Origin of the sequence: Methanolacinia petrolearia DSM 11571 (assembly GCF_000147875.1) — an archaeon.
In the GTDB taxonomy this organism is placed as follows: Archaea; Halobacteriota; Methanomicrobia; order Methanomicrobiales; family Methanomicrobiaceae; genus Methanolacinia; species Methanolacinia petrolearia.
Window position 1 is genome coordinate 2,062,809 of sequence record NC_014507.1, and the last position, 15,753, is coordinate 2,078,561.

16 protein-coding genes are annotated in these 15,753 nt (G+C 43.4%); all 16 read left to right on the forward strand.

What is annotated here, in order from left to right:
* The first annotated feature begins 8 nt into the window (after positions 1-8).
* The 16 genes from MPET_RS10365 (at position 9) to MPET_RS10440 (ending at position 15,726) form a co-directional block, all read left to right on the forward strand.
* Positions 9-626: an archaellin/type IV pilin N-terminal domain-containing protein gene (locus MPET_RS10365; protein ID WP_083773200.1), complete on the forward strand. Its 618-nt coding sequence runs from the start codon at positions 9-11 to the stop codon at positions 624-626.
* 23 nt (positions 627-649) lie between these two features.
* Complete coding sequence (locus tag MPET_RS10370; protein WP_013329979.1) at positions 650-1,273, forward strand: archaellin/type IV pilin N-terminal domain-containing protein; 624 nt, start codon at positions 650-652, stop codon at positions 1,271-1,273.
* Between the two features lie 157 nt (positions 1,274-1,430).
* The gene (locus MPET_RS10375; RefSeq protein ID WP_013329981.1) at positions 1,431-2,222 is read left to right on the forward strand and encodes a FlaD/FlaE family flagellar protein; all 792 of its coding nucleotides are present in this window, start codon (positions 1,431-1,433) and stop codon (positions 2,220-2,222) included.
* Between the two features lie 11 nt (positions 2,223-2,233).
* Entirely contained in the window at positions 2,234-2,743 is a 510-nt protein-coding gene (locus tag MPET_RS10380; RefSeq protein ID WP_013329982.1) for a flagellin, read from the forward strand.
* 1 nt (position 2,744) lies between these two features.
* Positions 2,745-3,218 (forward strand): hypothetical protein, encoded by a 474-nt coding sequence (locus tag MPET_RS10385; protein WP_013329983.1) that lies wholly within the window; start codon positions 2,745-2,747, stop codon positions 3,216-3,218.
* Between the two features lie 12 nt (positions 3,219-3,230).
* The gene (locus MPET_RS10390; RefSeq protein WP_013329984.1) at positions 3,231-3,977 is read left to right on the forward strand and encodes an ATPase domain-containing protein; all 747 of its coding nucleotides are present in this window, start codon (positions 3,231-3,233) and stop codon (positions 3,975-3,977) included.
* 21 nt (positions 3,978-3,998) lie between these two features.
* Positions 3,999-5,858: a type II/IV secretion system ATPase subunit gene (locus tag MPET_RS10395; protein WP_013329985.1), complete on the forward strand. Its 1,860-nt coding sequence runs from the start codon at positions 3,999-4,001 to the stop codon at positions 5,856-5,858.
* Positions 5,859-5,867: 9 nt separating this feature from the next.
* Complete coding sequence (gene flaJ, locus MPET_RS10400; RefSeq protein ID WP_013329986.1) at positions 5,868-7,466, forward strand: archaellar assembly protein FlaJ; 1,599 nt, start codon at positions 5,868-5,870, stop codon at positions 7,464-7,466.
* Positions 7,466-8,848, forward strand: a complete 1,383-nt coding sequence (locus tag MPET_RS10405; RefSeq protein WP_013329987.1) for a hypothetical protein — start codon at positions 7,466-7,468, stop codon at positions 8,846-8,848. Before flaJ ends, MPET_RS10405 begins: the two co-directional genes overlap by 1 nt.
* A 3-nt stretch (positions 8,849-8,851) precedes the next feature.
* A complete protein-coding gene (locus MPET_RS10410) occupies positions 8,852-9,661 on the forward strand; it encodes a CheF family chemotaxis protein (RefSeq protein WP_013329988.1) in 810 nt (269 codons plus the stop codon).
* Positions 9,662-9,762: 101 nt separating this feature from the next.
* A complete protein-coding gene (locus tag MPET_RS10415) occupies positions 9,763-10,125 on the forward strand; it encodes a response regulator (RefSeq protein WP_013329989.1) in 363 nt (120 codons plus the stop codon).
* Between the two features lie 16 nt (positions 10,126-10,141).
* Complete coding sequence (gene cheB, locus MPET_RS10420; RefSeq protein WP_013329990.1) at positions 10,142-11,164, forward strand: chemotaxis-specific protein-glutamate methyltransferase CheB; 1,023 nt, start codon at positions 10,142-10,144, stop codon at positions 11,162-11,164.
* 4 nt (positions 11,165-11,168) lie between these two features.
* Positions 11,169-13,514: a chemotaxis protein CheA gene (locus MPET_RS10425; RefSeq protein WP_013329991.1), complete on the forward strand. Its 2,346-nt coding sequence runs from the start codon at positions 11,169-11,171 to the stop codon at positions 13,512-13,514.
* 15 nt (positions 13,515-13,529) lie between these two features.
* Positions 13,530-14,135, forward strand: coding sequence for a chemotaxis protein CheC (locus MPET_RS10430; protein ID WP_013329992.1), 606 nt, complete (start codon positions 13,530-13,532; stop codon positions 14,133-14,135).
* A 26-nt stretch (positions 14,136-14,161) separates the two neighbouring features.
* Entirely contained in the window at positions 14,162-14,653 is a 492-nt protein-coding gene (locus MPET_RS10435; protein ID WP_013329993.1) for a chemotaxis protein CheD, read from the forward strand.
* Positions 14,638-15,726 (forward strand): hypothetical protein, encoded by a 1,089-nt coding sequence (locus MPET_RS10440; protein ID WP_013329994.1) that lies wholly within the window; start codon positions 14,638-14,640, stop codon positions 15,724-15,726. The genes MPET_RS10435 and MPET_RS10440 overlap by 16 nt, the downstream gene beginning before the upstream one ends.
* Positions 15,727-15,753 lie beyond the last annotated feature (27 nt).

Sequence of the window (15,753 nt, forward strand, 5' to 3'; positions counted from 1 at the left end):
TGATGATAATGAAGATGTTTAAATCAGAAGAAGGATTCACCGGTCTTGAAGCTGCAATTGTGCTTATCGCATTCGTTGTTGTAGCGGCGGTATTCTCATACGTAGTGCTGGGAGCAGGTTTCTTCACCACACAGAAGGCACAGGAGACCGTTTATTCAAGTGTCGACATGGCATCATCAAGTCTTGAAGTTCTTGGTGACGTCTATGGCTGGGGAAATACTGCAGGCACTGCTATTGATGGCGTCCAGTTTGTTGTAGGTCTTACTGCAGGAGGAAGCTCTGTTGATTTTGCACAGACGACGATGGTATTCACCAACACATCCCAGATAGTTGATCTTGATAAGGATGTACAGATCACAAGCAGTTCATCAGACGTAGTAAATGTAACAGCAAGAGATTCGCTTGATGCCGATACATGGTATATCATCGACATCCAGAACGACGACACCGACAAAGGTGCACTTCTTGAAAACCAGGAACAGTTCACAATCTTCGCAAAGCTTGGAACAGCAGTAGTAACACCAAATGAAGCATTCACAATCGAGGTTAAGCCCCCGGTAGGCGCCTCATACGGTATAAACCGTAAAGGACCTGCAAGAGTGAATGATGTGAATATTCTCTACTAAAAAAACTTTTTTTTCGGAGGATTATGCAGGGGTATCGCTCTTACGACGCCTTTACAGGTCTTGAAGCCGCTATTGTTCTTATTGCGTTTGTCGTAGTGGCAGCATTATTCTCCTATGTTGTCTTAGGAGCAGGATTCTTTACTACACAAAAGGCACAGGAGACCGTTTATTCAGGTGTCGGTATGGCTTCATCAAGTTTAGAAATACTTGGCGACGTTTACGGGAACAGTACAGGGGTCGGTGGAACAAATGCCGAAATAGACGGAGTGATGTTTGTCACGGGCCTTACGGCAGGTGGAAGTTCCATAGACTTCTCAAGGACTACCATCACTTATTCGAATAAGGATAACGTAACACTAGTGCAACGTTCATCGTCGATCGACAGTACATCATCAAATGTCGTAGTAGACAGATCAACGGTCGGACAGAATGAATGGGCAATTATCGACATTCAGAACGATGACAGTGACAAGGGTGCGCTTCTTGAAAACCAGGAGCAGTTCACGATCTATGTAAAACTGGACACTCCAAATTATATCAGCAAAAACGAGGATTTCAGTATTGATATCCGACCGGATCAGGGTGCGGCATACTCTATAAAAAGAACCGCACCGGCAAGGATCTACAAAATGAATGTACTGTATTGAGACAACCATCTCAATGCTGAACTACTTTTTTATTTCAAACATACAGATAACAGGAAATATTTCCCCTTTAAAAGGGTACTCATACGCAATATTTTTCATAGACGATACTACAGTAAAAAAAGACTTTTAAATAGTAAATATTAAATGATTAGTAACTATGGCAGTTAATCAGTCGCAGGTAGATCATATATTATCAACCGCATCTGCTGATGATCCGGAAGTTAAACTTCAAAACCTCCAGGACGAGGTTGATCTCCTAAAAAAATCCGTAAAAAAACTCCTCATCGACTTACGTGAAAGGATGAACGAAATGGATAACCCTTTCATTGTAGCGCCTAATCTTCCCCCATTAGCCGAACTGCCTGAAAAAAAGGCTGAAGAACTTCCTGAGCCATTTGAAGAAGAAAAAGAAGAACCTGATATTAAAGAAATAACGGATATCAAATCAACAGACAACGAATCCGCTTTGGAAGCTAAAGAAGAGATCCTTTCAAACCTCCATGAGAGATTTGAAGATATAAGGACAATGGCCCAGCCGGTACCGGCTGGAACGAACCCGGCCGAGAGACCCAGGCTGCAAAAACTACACCAGTTATTCGAGTGGATCTCCAGGATGGTAAAGAAATACGGCCATGACCGTCTGGAGATCATGACAGGAACTTATCATGAAATGGGATATATCAGCGATGATGCCTACAGGCAGATAAATGAAATAGCCAGATTAATGCCGGAATCCATCGGGGAGTTTCATGAAATCAGTTCAGAGGAGTTTGTATCCGAGCTTTACCTTTTAAACAGAATATTAATACCTGAGGATTCCTCACTGGACAGGGAGATGATAGAAGTAATAATGGAGAAGAAAGAAACTGAAGTAATAGATACAAAGAAGGAATCAAAAGACGATTCCGGATATGAAGAGGACTGGATTGAACTCCTTGAGAAGGTTTGAAGTGTTTTTAAATGTCCAGTGAAACATTTGCGACGGCAATATTCCTGATTACAGCCATAGTTGCAGCAGCTGTATTAATAAATGCTTTTTTCCCGATAATTTACCAGGCCTCATCTACATTCTCCGAATCATCCCAATCTGCTGACGAACGTTTGCGTACAGAGGTCAAAGTAATCAACACATATGCAAACTCTTCATCGGATCCGGATGCAGAAGTCTGGATCAAAAATATAGGATCTGCCAGGATTGCAAAGAACGACATCGATGTATCCGACGTATTCTTTGGCCAGGAAGGTGATTTCGAGTATCTCTTGCTTGATATTTCAGGAACTATAGATAAAGGAGAATGGAGTTACACCGTTCTGGAAGATACCGTCAATGACTACTGGGACCCCAGGGAAACCCTGCGTATAGATATAAACAGCAACAAAATTCCAGACACCAGCGGCCAGTACGTCTATTTCCAGTTTGTACTCCCTTCCGGCGTATCGGTAGCTAAAACATTTACAACGAGTGGTTAATGTGGCCAGTGCGTCTTTAGTTGCAACAGCCTTTGCTTTGATAATGCTGATAATAACAGCATATTTTCTGGTAGGGGTCGTATTAACGACAGCCGAGGTTGTATCAACCGCACAGACGGATCAGATTAACCAGCAGGAGGAAAGGGTCAGGACCGCTATAAATATCAATAACACCTCAATCGAGTCAGGGTCTATAATCTATGCAGAAATCGAAAATACGGGGAGTGTTGTCATATCAGACATTAAATATATGGATGTCTATACAATTAATGGTAAATCCTCTCCAATATATTATTCTCAAGGTACAGGAACAGGTACCTGGAGTAAAATATCAATAGAACCGGATATCATTAATCCAGGACAATGGGATCCGAAGGAAGTAATGAACATTTCAGTGACCTACCCCGGAAGTGATCCACCGGTTTGGATCCAGGTGACAACACCGAACGGGATATCGGACTCAACATATATATAAGAGGTGATCATATTGGGAGATTCAGATAAAAAATCACTGGGTGACCTTCTTGGCGGAGAAGAAAGGGAGATCCTCTCGACAGGGAACCCCGAGATCGACAAAAAACTTGCAGATGGTTTGCCCCTTCAGTCCCTGACATTAATTGAAGGAGAGAATGATACCGGAAAGAGTGTCATAACGCAACAGATTATCTGGGGAGCCATGAAAGCAAGCCTGAATGTCGATCTTTATACATCTGAAAACACAGCCAAAAGTTTCCTGAACCAGATGCAATCAATGAGTCTGGACATCTCCGATTATTATGCCTGGGGTTATCTCAAGATCTACCCTATGCATACGATAGGTTTTGAATGGGGCGAGGATGAGATGAGCGGAATCCTGAAAAGGATCATTGCGAAAATCAGAAATAGCGACGCTGATGTCATAGTAGTCGATTCATTAACGCTTCTGACAGAATCCACATCCCAGACCGACCTTCTGGCCTTCCTTACAAGCTGCAAAAATCTTGTAGACCATGGAAAGACAATTCTGATTACTCTTCATACATATGCATTCGAAGAGGATACACTTGTTCGTATAAGATCGATCTGCGATGCACATTTATTCATGAAAAAGGCCCTTGTCGGAGATAAATATGTCATGGTAATGGAAGTCGTAAAGGTCAGGGGTGCACGGAAAACCACAGGTAATCTGGTTTCATTCGAGGTGCATCCCGGATACGGAATGAAGATTATTCCGATTTCCAGCGCAAGAGTCTGAAGGTAAAAGGGGATTTAACAGATGGGTGCTCTAAGTGCAAATATAAACCTGCCGTTCCAGCCTGAAGAGGTGGACGAGGAAGAGGATATCTATTCCAACTATGAATCTTCCTCTCTTTTCAGGATGCTTCCTGCTAATGCCAAGGAGTACGTAGCAAAAAGCCCCCATCTTCTCGAATATCTCCAGATGTTTCCTGTGAACCTTTATGGGATTCCTCTCTTCTTCTCCGAATTAAAGAGAGAAGTAAAAAGCATGGAAAACCCTAACATCATCTACCCCGTTGATGAATTCACCTTTATTCATATCTTCCCCGACCAGGACGATGTCAGAAACTTTTACATTCCAATTGAACCGTCCTTCATGCATACTGTAGCAGAAGCAATGCCGGTAATCGAGAAAAAGATGGTGGATATCATTGATGCTCTCGAAGAGGACCCTGTTACAGAAGAAGAAAGAACTGAGGTACTGAAGAAGGTATTAAAGGAAATAATCTATGTTAAAAAACCGGACGAATCGTTTGACGATATAACCGCACTTGAAGGAGGAGATACCGGGGTCAAAGATAAAATCGTCAAATTTCTGAATACCGATTTTTCAGCCAAAACCGATAAAAAAACTCTTGAAAAACATAACGTCAAAGAAACTCCCGACGGGAAAGTGATCCTGACGCTGGCGGAATACAGGTCTATAGAATATCTCCTGATTCGTGACAAAATCGATATGGGGATTTTGAAGCCGTTTCTATCCGACCCCTATATTGAAGATATCACCTGCGACGGCGTCGGGCCGATATTTATCGAGCACAAGATCTTCAAGGGCCTTAAATCAGTTGTTGAATTTACCAATTCGGATGAGATCGATGATTTTGTAATCAAAATGGCCGAACGGATCAAAAGGCCGATAACATACAGGAACCCTATTGTCGACGCCACCCTCCCGGACGGTTCGCGTATCAACATAGTCTACGGTACCGAGGTCTCAAAGCACGGGAGCAATTTTACGATTCGTAAATTTGCAGAAGAGCCTGCAAGTATTCTCCAGTTGATCGAATGGAAGACTACCGACTATATGGTTGCCGGCTACCTGTGGATGTGCATCGAGTTCGGAATGTCGCTGTTCATGAGCGGTGAGACTGCGAGCGGAAAGACGACAAGTCTCAACGCACTTACGGCATTCATCGCTCCTGAAAGCAAGATCGTCACCATTGAGGATACCCCCGAGCTTACAGTACCCCATAAGAACTGGACAAGACAGGTCTCCAAAGGGAAAGGGAAAGGTGAAGGAGGAGAGGGAGAAGTCACGATGTTCGACCTTCTTCGTGCCGCTCTTCGTCAGAGGCCGAACTATATCCTTGTCGGAGAAATTCGTGGTTCTGAAGGAGCGGTCGCATTCGGTGCAATGCAGACCGGCCACCCTGTCATGAGCACTTTTCACGCGGCATCCGTCGAAAAACTGATACAGCGTCTCTGCAGTGATCCGATCAATATTCCAATGACTCACGTAGACAACCTGAACCTTGTCATTATCCAGAGTGCCGTTACAAGACCGAACGGTGATAAAGTCAGGAGGATGCTCAGCATCAACGAACTGGTAGGCTACGATCCGGATACAAAAGGGTTTTCATTCATCGCCATGTTTGTCTGGAACCCGACAACCGATGAATTTGAATTCCCCGGGAAAGGCAGCAGTTACCTGCTTGAAAACAAAATCGCAACGATGCTTGGTATACCTGAACATAAAAGATCTGAGATCTATTTTGAAGTCGAAAAAAGGGCACGAGTCCTCCAGAGACTGCATAAGGCAGGATATGTCGGTTTCTGGGATCTGTATCATATGATGACAAAAGTCAAAAAGCAGGGCCTTCTGAAGATCGATATTTAGGCAGCAGACATGTTCGAAAGCACTATAGAGAATCTCAGGGAAAAGAACGGGGGAAAACTGCCATTTGAAGATACTCTGGGAGATCTGTTCAAAAAAATAAAGGATATCAGGGATAACAAGCGGATGGGAAATGATCTCCTTTTCATGATCACTTATATGGCATCGATTATTCATGCCAATGTTTCAAGACCAGAGATTTTTGCATATACTGCCGAAAGAAAGGAATACCTGCCCTCAAAAGCTATGAAAAGAGTGGAGTGTTTTGTTAAAAGATGGAATTACAGTTATGCCGAGGCACTTCTTCTTGTAGCGGATCGTGTAAGAAACGAGATGCTCGAGAGTCTCTTTAACAGGTTCGGAAACTCCATCGAATCGGGTGTTCCTGATGAAGAATTCCTTACGTCAGAACTGGGAACTGTCAGAAACGTTTACAGGAATCATTTCGAACAGGGTATTGAGATGCTGAAAAAATGGGGCGATGCATATATCGCACTTATGCTTTCTGCAACCATTGTAAGCATTATTATCATGGTTTCTGTTGCGATCTACGCCCCGGACGATCTTGAATCTACCCTGAACTCGTCTTATTTCCTGACTGTAGGAGTCTCCGCCTTCGGCCTGATTACAATGTATAAATCAATCCCCGACGATCAGAAAGCACACGGACTTGAAGAAGGCGGCAGTTATGAACAAAACCTGATTGGAAAATTTGAAAGGATTATCATTCCGGTGACTCTCCTGATTTCAATTATAATGCTTTTCCTTGGCATCAATTTCGGTGTGATCTGCATCCTCGTCGGACTTATGCTCGGGCCGATTGGTTACCTTGGATTTAAAGACGATCAAAATATCATAGCAAGAGATGAAGATTTCACTGTCTTCATCAGGGGACTGGGAGCAATCATGGGGGGTATGGGCATGACCGTAGGACCTGCGATGTCAGAGGTCGACAGGAAATCACTTTCTGTACTCGGGCCGTTTATAGACGGAGTTTATTCAAAACTGAACCTGGGTCTTGATGAAAAACTAGTGTGGGCGAGATTTATAAAAGACTGCGGAAGCAACCTTATCTATAAATATTTAGGTATCTTTCGCGATTCGGTAGATCTTGGTGCAGGACCTTCGGAGGTATCACAGATCGTAAGCGGATCGATGCTTGAACAAACACTCCTAAGGCAGAAACGTGAGATGCTCGCCACGGGCTTTATTGTTCTGCTCATCCCCATGCATATAGCGATGATTGCCATCTTCACTTTCCTGTACAGCATCCTCATAACAATGTCACGTGCAATTACAAGTGTTATGACTACATTTTCCGATACTGCTTCCGCCCTGAGTTCGTCCACATCCTCTCTGGGAGGATCGATGGTCAGTTCTATAAACATCTTTACTAATTTTCCCGAAGATAAAATGCAGACTTTCCTGATAATTAGTATAATGATTATCACCATATCAAACATTCTTGCAGGAAAAATCGTCAAAGGAGGTCACCGATCAATGCTGTACTTTTTCGGAAGCATTTTAATTGGTCTGACGGGAATAATATATATAATAACTCCGGTAGTGGTAGCGGCTTTGTTTTCAATTCCAGGATTTGAGGCGATATAATGGTTTCTATGAACGACTCCACAAGAAGACTGATAATGATGCTGACCATAATTTTTGCAGGGACAGCAGTAACATTTCTTGAATTAAGCCCAATTCTCGTATTCCTGATATCCATTATAATCGGGGTAGTGATGCTCTTCGGGCTTAATATCTTATCATTTGAGGAACTGAAAGAGGATATTTTATCATTCAGAGAAAGACTCAATCAACCCATATCCCTTAAAAAATCCAAAGCCGATAAAAAAACCGGAGATTTGAAAACTACTCCTAATGAAAAGAAGGAAACTGATTCAAAAAGCAATAAAGATAAGAAAAAAAGAGAGATTCCTTTCTCCGGCCTTATTGAAAAACTGCCATTTAAAAAAGAGAAGAAGGAAAAATCCCAAGGAACCCCGGAGAAACCATCGCTATTCTCAGGACTGTTTTCCAAAATAAAATCAAAAGACGGCAAGGATGATAAAACCAAGAAAATTGATGAACTGCTTGATAAAACAATAAACGAACCGATAGTCGGGCCTGGTAAAACAGAAGATTCTGCCGTAGCGGCGGCTGAAGTAGGTGAGGAGGATTTTTCAGATTTCGACGATCTGGATCTGGGACTTGAAGATGAAGATTCGGATTTCGATTTTGAAAGCGCCGGAGAGATCGAAGAACCTAAAGGCAACGGTGCTTCGGCTGCTGCAGGCATGGAAGAGGAGATCCCTGATTCGGCAATCGCTGAAATCCTTGCCAAGGAAGGTATAGAATTTGATCTCGAATCAGATGAAGAATTCCCTGAACTCTCCGGGGATGAAGATAGCGCAGAACCGGGTCAGGAAAGCAGCAGGAAGGGACTGAGCGATCTCGACGAACTTGACAGTGATGTTTCAGGACTTGATCTTGAAGACGAAGAGCTGGATGAATTTGATCAGATTGATCTCGACGAAATAGAGCCCGAAGAGGAGCTGGATCTTGAAGAGGAAGAAGATGACTCGATAGAGATCGGTGATTCCGAGGAAGAAACTCAGGAAGTAGTAGTCGCTCCCCCGGAAGAATCGGACGATCTCTTTGCAGCACCACCCAAGGAATGGTCGCAAACCAAACAGGGTACGGGTTCTGAAGAAATACCTGTCGACGAACCATTATCACTCTCCTTTGGCAGCGGAGGTGGCGGACTGGATGATGATGATCTCTTCGCAATGCTCAAGGCCGATACGAAAAAAGCGGTTGTCGTCCAGGAACTCAGTCTTGTCAGGGATTTAAAGGATACTAATGTAAATAGCACAGAACTGGTAGATGAACTGCAATCTGTATTATATGGTCTGGGAGTAAAGGTTGAAAAGATTGATGGTGAAGGAAATGCAAAACCTGAACATATAAATGAAGATGAATCCGGGGTTTGAATAATGACAGAGACTACTTTGAAACAGGTCCCTGTAAAGATAGAATATGGCGGGAAATGGATCTCTACAAAAATCGGAGTGAACGAAGAAAAAATATTATTCCCTGAGCCTATATCTGCAGAAATAAAAATTAAGACGATAGACGACCTTGAAGAAAAAAAGAATATTATTACGATAAGTACGAAAAAAGGAGAATCCTACAAGATTGCATCCATTCCAAAAGTGCTCCAGATATTAAAAAAGACAATAATCATGGGATGTTCGGCATACAGGCTCATGGCATATTTTATGTCGCCTGCGATAAGAGGCGGTGTCATGGTAAGCAATGCCTCTTGGGAGAAAGGTGCAATTGCGGTTTTAAAAACAGGGATCTGGTTTGTGAGCAAGAACAAGCAGATCTGCATACCTCTTGATGAAGTAACAGGAATTGAACTGACAAAAAGAGAAGTGCAGGGCAAAGACAATGATGTTGTGCAGATAGTAAATATTGAAAACGAAGAAGTTGTTACGAGTTTCGTTCTCTGCCCCCTTACAACTCTCCAGATCCTGTTCAACTACCTGAAAGATGCCACGAAAGGTACCGAGGTAAGTGCAGGCGATGTGGATGATGTTTCTGCTCAGGTTGCAATGCTTGTATATTCAGGTATGGACTCCCATGCAATTGAAAAGATGGTGAATATTTCTCATAAGGAGATTGAGAAGATATACGACAAACTCATCAAGCAGGGCCTTGTGGAAGTCGTTATGACAAGGCGTGAGGTCAAACTTACTACAAAGGGTGTAAGATTTGTAAATGAGGCAGTAAAGACATAAATGTTTGCTTCAATCTCTTTTTTTGAAATATTTTTCCGATATAACCATGCATTTTTCGATAGTCTTAATAGCGGTTGTAGAAGAACTTATATTGATTCATAATGGGAAGGATTTTAGTTGTAGATGATACCATGTTCATGAGAACACTATTGAAAAATATCCTCTTTTCAGGCTCTCATGATATCGTCGGTGAAGCTGAGAATGGAGAAGAGGCTGTTGAAAAATACAAGAGCCTTAAACCTGATCTCGTCACGATGGACGTTGTAATGCCGAAGATGAACGGCATCGAAGCTTTAAAAGCAATAATGGCTGAAGATCCTTCGGCCAAAGTAGTTATGTGCACCGCCGTGGGACAGGAACAGATGGTCAAACTTGCAATAAAATCCGGGGCAAAGGGCTATATCGTAAAACCTTTCCAGGCTCCAAAGGTATTGGAAGAAGTGAACAACGTATTGAATTCATAAAAGCAATGACCGTTGTATGATAAGAGTTCTTGTTATAGATGATTCCGTATTTATGCGGACGGTCCTTACAGACCTGCTGGGCAGAGACCCTTCGATCGATGTAGTAGGTACGGCAGAGGATGGCAGAGATGCACTCAAAAAAATAGAGGGGCTGTCTCCGGACGTAATCACACTAGATATCCAGATGCCGAACATGAACGGGATAGAAGTTTTGGAAGTACTCCAGTCCTTCGAAAATCCTCCGAAAATCCTTATGCTTTCGACCCTCACATCAAGAGATGCAGAACTGACCAAGAAAGGTCTGGATCTTGGTGCGGACGATTTTATGCTCAAACCGAAGAATCTCGGTAAAATCCGTGGAATCGAACAGGAACTCATATCTAAAATCAAGCATCTGATAACAATCCCTTCCATAACGGAAAAACCAAGGATTATCCAAAGGCCTGCAGAAAACCTTGTCATGATAGGATCTTCAGCAGGCGGTCCCCCGATGCTTGACTCGGTTGTATCTTCTTTAAAAGAAGATCTCAATGCGGCGGTCGTGATAACCCAGCATATGCCCGCCGGCTTCACAGCATCACTTGCCGAAAGACTGAACAGGATTTCACCGCTTAAAGTCAAAGAGACGGAGAATGCCGAACTGCTTCAAATCGGATGCATATATGTTTCAAAAGGTGGTTTTCACACAATTATCTCAGCAAACCCCTTATCAAACGGAAAGATGGGCGGAAAAATCACCCATTCGAAAGCTCCTCCTGTCCATGCGGTCAGACCTGCTGTTGACAAAACATTCGCCTCAGGGGCTAAAGTATTCGGAAAAAAGACCATGGGAGTAATATTAAGCGGCATGGGAAGCGACGGAGGAGAAGGGATGGAATATATAAAAAATGCCGGCGGGCGAACGATAGTCGTTAAAGAGGAGGACTGCCTTGTCTACGGCATGGCAAGGTCTGCACTCGAAAGAAACAGCGTTGACAAAGTATTGTCACTTAAATCAATTCCCAGGGATATTTCGAAATATATAGCGTCAATAGAGTGATTACATGACAGACGAGGACTCTTACAGAAAATTATTTGTTGCGGAATCATTGGAGAACCATGAGACCATAGTTAATAATATTCTGGTTTTGGAAGAGGGTTCAGACGACACAGCTATCGATGAGATCTTCCGTGCCGCCCATACCCTGAAAGGAATGTCGGCATCGATGGGATATATGCAGATGGAACGTCTCTGCCACAAAATGGAGGATGTATTCCACTGTATAAGAAGCGGGGAACTGGATATCTCCCCGGAACTGACTGATATACTCCTTGCCTGTACAGATCGCATAGAAGAGATGATCGACGATATCGAAGGCGGCGGAGACAGTTCATCAATAAATGAAGACGATCTCGTTGAAAAATTAAAGGAGTATGAAACTCAGGGGCAGCAGGAGGATACATCCATCCCGGCGGTCGATGAAATCTCCATCATAACTGAATGCGAAGATGGAGAAGAAGGGATGGAAGAAGAAACCTTGTCTGAAAATCCTGTAATACCAAAGATTCAAAGATATAAACTTACACTTGAGATCGATAAAGAATGCAATATGAAGGATGTCAGGGCCCTGATAGTCATCCAGAATCTTGAAGAGCTCGGACATATCATATCAAGCGAGCCTTCAGCCGAGGAGATCGACAACGGATCAATAGGAGAAGACCTCGAGATAATTATAGAAAGCGATTCAGGGGAAGAGGCTCTTATTAGCGCATCGCAGATTACCGATATAAAGAATGTTGAAATATTGCCGGTGGGAGAGGATGTCTCTGAAAAGATCCCTGAATATAAACTGAAAATATTCATAGAGCCGGAATGCAACATGAAGGATGTCAGGGCAATGATTGTCCTGCAGAACCTTGAAAAACTGGGACAGATAATTCATACAATCCCCTCAATAGATGAGATCGATTCAGGCGAAATTGATGATGCATTTGAAGTTATTATCTCCAGCGAATCTCCGGAATCACAGATTTTGACCAGTTCCAGGGGAACGGAGATCAAAGAAGTCAGGATCGAGCCGTATATACAGGATACCCAGGCCAGGAAAGAGACCCAACCAGAAGAATCTGCAAAAGAAACAGACACCAAAGGTAAAATTCAGACTGAAGACACGAGCTATGCAAAGGATAGCGCCTCCAAATCGGATGAGCCTGCAAAAAAAGACGATACGGATTCCAAGAACCGGGAAAAATCCAGGGACAACAACAAAAAGAAAGAGGTCAAAAACCTCAGGGTTGATATCTCACGCCTGGACCAGATGATGAACCTTGTCGAGGATCTCGTCATCAATGGCGGCCGCCTGAAACAGATTGCAAAAGAGCACCAGATAAAAGATATGGACGAGGCGCTGAACATGGTCAGCAGATCGATCTCCGATCTGCAGAACCTGATGATGTACATCAGGATGATCCCGCTCAACCATATCTTCAACCGTTTCCCAAGAGTCGTAAGGGATGTGGCTCATCATGATAAGAAGGAGGTCGAATTTATAATGACCGGAGGGGAGACTGAACTGGACAGGAGTGTCATCGACGGTCTGGGAGATCCACTCCTTCACCTGATAAGAAACGGTGTTAATCATGGTATCGAAACCCCGGATGTCAGAATCGCGGCAGGAAAGGATCCGAAAGGCACGCTCACACTGTCTGCCTATCGCGACCAGGGGAATGTGATTATCGAACTCTCAGATGACGGAAAGGGCATCAGCAGGGAAAAAGTCCTTAAAAAAGCTATAGAAAAAGGATTTATAACCGGAGAAGAGGCTGACAACCTTCCTGATGAAGAGGTCCCAAAATTCCTGTTCCTCCCCGGATTTTCCACTGCGGAAGAGATAACCGATATCAGTGGAAGGGGGGTTGGCCTGGACGTTGTAAAGAGTACGATCGAATCTCTGAAAGGCTCAATAAAAGTCAAATCTGTTGAAGGACAGGGTTCTACCTTTACGCTAACCCTGCCTCCGACAATGGCGATTATTGAAGTGATGATGGTCAGGATCAACAATCGCAGATGCGCAATCCCGATCAATGTGGTCGTTGAAGTTGCCAAGATTAACTTAAAGGACATAAACAGGATCGGAAAAAGCGAGGCCATCCTGCTAAGAGACGAAGTACTCCAGCTTCACAGGCTTGATGAAATGTTCGGGAAAGCGCAGCCAAGCGGCATGATTGTTATTGTGCAGTACCAGGGTTCAAAATGCTGTATACCTGTTGACGTAGTCGAAGGACAGCAGGAGATCGTCGTCAAACCCGTAAGCAACATAATCGGAACATGTCCTGGAGTAGGAGGAGTAACTATACCCGGAGACGGAGATGTCATTCCTATACTTGATGTCAACACAATGATAATTTAAAACCGGAGAATTAAGATGGAATTAACCGAAGCACAACTTGACGCAATGAAAGAGCTGGGAAATATCGGTGCATCGCATGCAGCTACATCTCTGTCCACAATGCTCATGTCAGAGATCTATATGACCGTCCCTGAAGCGAAGGTCATAGATATTTCCGAGATCTCCGAACATTTCGGAGATGAGATCGCAGCCCTGGTCGTATTTGAAATTCAGGGCGAGATAAGCCCGGGAGGATATGTCATCCTGCATATTCCAAAGGATTCCGCGATTAATCTTACAAATACGATGCTTGGATCAACGGACTGCGACAGGGAGTTAAACGAGATGGACGAGAGCGCCCTTCTCGAAGTTGGAAACATTATGGTATCCCAGTTCCTCGATGCTACGGCATCGCTGTTGGGTGTTGTTATGCTGCCATCTCCTCCTGCTATTGCCATAGATATGTCTCATGCGGCCTTTGCCAGCATTGTCGCCCAGGTAGCTGTTGATATAAATGAGATAATCTTATTCAAAACCGAACTTACATCAAAAATGCATGATATTGAGAGTACTATTGTCATGCTTCCCGACGAAAATACACTAAATATAATCCTTTCACTGTTAGAAAAGATGATCTCGTAATATTTTATTAAATGGTCGAGAACACGATGGAAGAATCAAAAAAGCCTGAATTGAAGGGAATAAATATCGGAATTGGCGAACTGAAGGTAGGAGGTTTTGTAATGACTTCCATAGGCCTTGGATCGTGTATAGCTGTCGTTCTGCACGATAAAAAAAAGGCTGTAGGCGGCGTTGCTCATGTCATGCTCCCCAACAGCAATGACAAAAAAGACAGGCCGGGGAAATATGCAGATACGGCTGTTCCCGAATTACTTGGAGAGCTGATTGCCGAAGGAAGCAACAAGAGGGATATCATTGCAAAAATTGCAGGCGGATCAAGCATGTTCAGGCAGTTCAAGGGGAACCTTGATATTGGCGGAAGAAATATCGAAGCTGTTAAGGAAGCACTGAACATGAACAGAATTCCTCTGGAAGGTGAAGATACCGGAGGAAATGTCGGAAGATCAATTATGTACGATCCGGGCCAGAGTGGTGTTATTGTAATCAGAAGGGCGGATGGTACATGTATAAATATCTGATTTTGCTTTTTCTTTCAGCTTTACTGGCATTTAACCCCGTATCGGCAGAACTTGTCCAGTTCTGGCCCGATTCAAACTCCATAAGTACTGCGGATGTCAGGGATATCTGCGACGGAACAAACGAAAGAATTATTTTCGCCACGTCAAACGGGATCTCGATATATGATAATGAAGAATGGAAGATTCTTCACGCTCTTCCCACGGACAAAAGAGGATATCTTGAAGGCATACCTCTGAACGACTACGTTCTCCAGGCAGAATATGATTGCCTGAACAACCTGTGGATTGGATACAGCAATGGCATACAGATCTACAACGGTTATTCGAAACCGGTAACGATCAGGCAGGTCGATGACGTTTTAGTGGACACTGCGATCAACAAATTAAAACGCCAGGGAAGGATAATATGGATTGCAACGGGGGATTCAGGTGTTTATTATTATTTTAACGGCAGATTTGGATGGGTAAAACCCGGAGAAGAAACCGGTCTTCTCGGGAACCATATCAATGACATTGAGGTGGATTACGCAAACGATATCCTGTATATGGCATCCGCTTCAAAGGGTCAGTTTTCATATGACGGAGGTATAGAGGGGCTCGACAACATAACATTCAAACAGATAACCGATCCTCTCATTGCAAAAGATATGACGGAGATTGCTTCATATCCATACGGGGGTGTTGTATTCTTCAACAAAACCGATGCAGTTTACTATAACGAATTGTCAGGGGCAGAACATATCTTCAACGTTAAAGATCTCTCAGGCGGTACAAATAAAATATATGACCTGGCAGTTACAAATGACGGCAAATATGTAATAGGAACCAACAACGGTATCTTCTGTTGGTATAAAGGCGAGGTCTGCAGGCACCTGACAAGATTTGACGGTCTGTCTGATTATAAAGTTGATAAGATATACATCGATGATTCCGGCAGATGGTGGTTTTCAACAAAAGAGACCGTAGGTTACTACTATGAACCGAAGTTTACTGCCGTCTCTTCCATTGAGATCAATCCCGGTTCTTTCGGGCAGGATTCTACGATTATCAATAATGTTTTTTCGAGTGTCTGAAAAAAAGTCTTTATTACCCTGATTTCT

Coding starts and splice junctions, on each gene's coding strand:
- MPET_RS10365 (WP_083773200.1), top strand. CDS start 9: ATGAAGATGTTTAAATCAGAAGAAGGATTCACCGGTCTTGAAGCTGCA.
- MPET_RS10370 (WP_013329979.1), top strand. CDS start 650: ATGCAGGGGTATCGCTCTTACGACGCCTTTACAGGTCTTGAAGCCGCT.
- MPET_RS10375 (WP_013329981.1), top strand. CDS start 1,431: ATGGCAGTTAATCAGTCGCAGGTAGATCATATATTATCAACCGCATCT.
- MPET_RS10380 (WP_013329982.1), top strand. CDS start 2,234: ATGTCCAGTGAAACATTTGCGACGGCAATATTCCTGATTACAGCCATA.
- MPET_RS10395 (WP_013329985.1), top strand. CDS start 3,999: ATGGGTGCTCTAAGTGCAAATATAAACCTGCCGTTCCAGCCTGAAGAG.
- flaJ (WP_013329986.1), top strand. CDS start 5,868: ATGTTCGAAAGCACTATAGAGAATCTCAGGGAAAAGAACGGGGGAAAA.
- MPET_RS10405 (WP_013329987.1), top strand. CDS start 7,466: ATGGTTTCTATGAACGACTCCACAAGAAGACTGATAATGATGCTGACC.
- MPET_RS10410 (WP_013329988.1), top strand. CDS start 8,852: ATGACAGAGACTACTTTGAAACAGGTCCCTGTAAAGATAGAATATGGC.
- MPET_RS10415 (WP_013329989.1), top strand. CDS start 9,763: ATGGGAAGGATTTTAGTTGTAGATGATACCATGTTCATGAGAACACTA.
- cheB (WP_013329990.1), top strand. CDS start 10,142: ATGATAAGAGTTCTTGTTATAGATGATTCCGTATTTATGCGGACGGTC.
- MPET_RS10425 (WP_013329991.1), top strand. CDS start 11,169: ATGACAGACGAGGACTCTTACAGAAAATTATTTGTTGCGGAATCATTG.
- MPET_RS10430 (WP_013329992.1), top strand. CDS start 13,530: ATGGAATTAACCGAAGCACAACTTGACGCAATGAAAGAGCTGGGAAAT.
- MPET_RS10435 (WP_013329993.1), top strand. CDS start 14,162: ATGGAAGAATCAAAAAAGCCTGAATTGAAGGGAATAAATATCGGAATT.
- MPET_RS10440 (WP_013329994.1), top strand. CDS start 14,638: ATGTATAAATATCTGATTTTGCTTTTTCTTTCAGCTTTACTGGCATTT.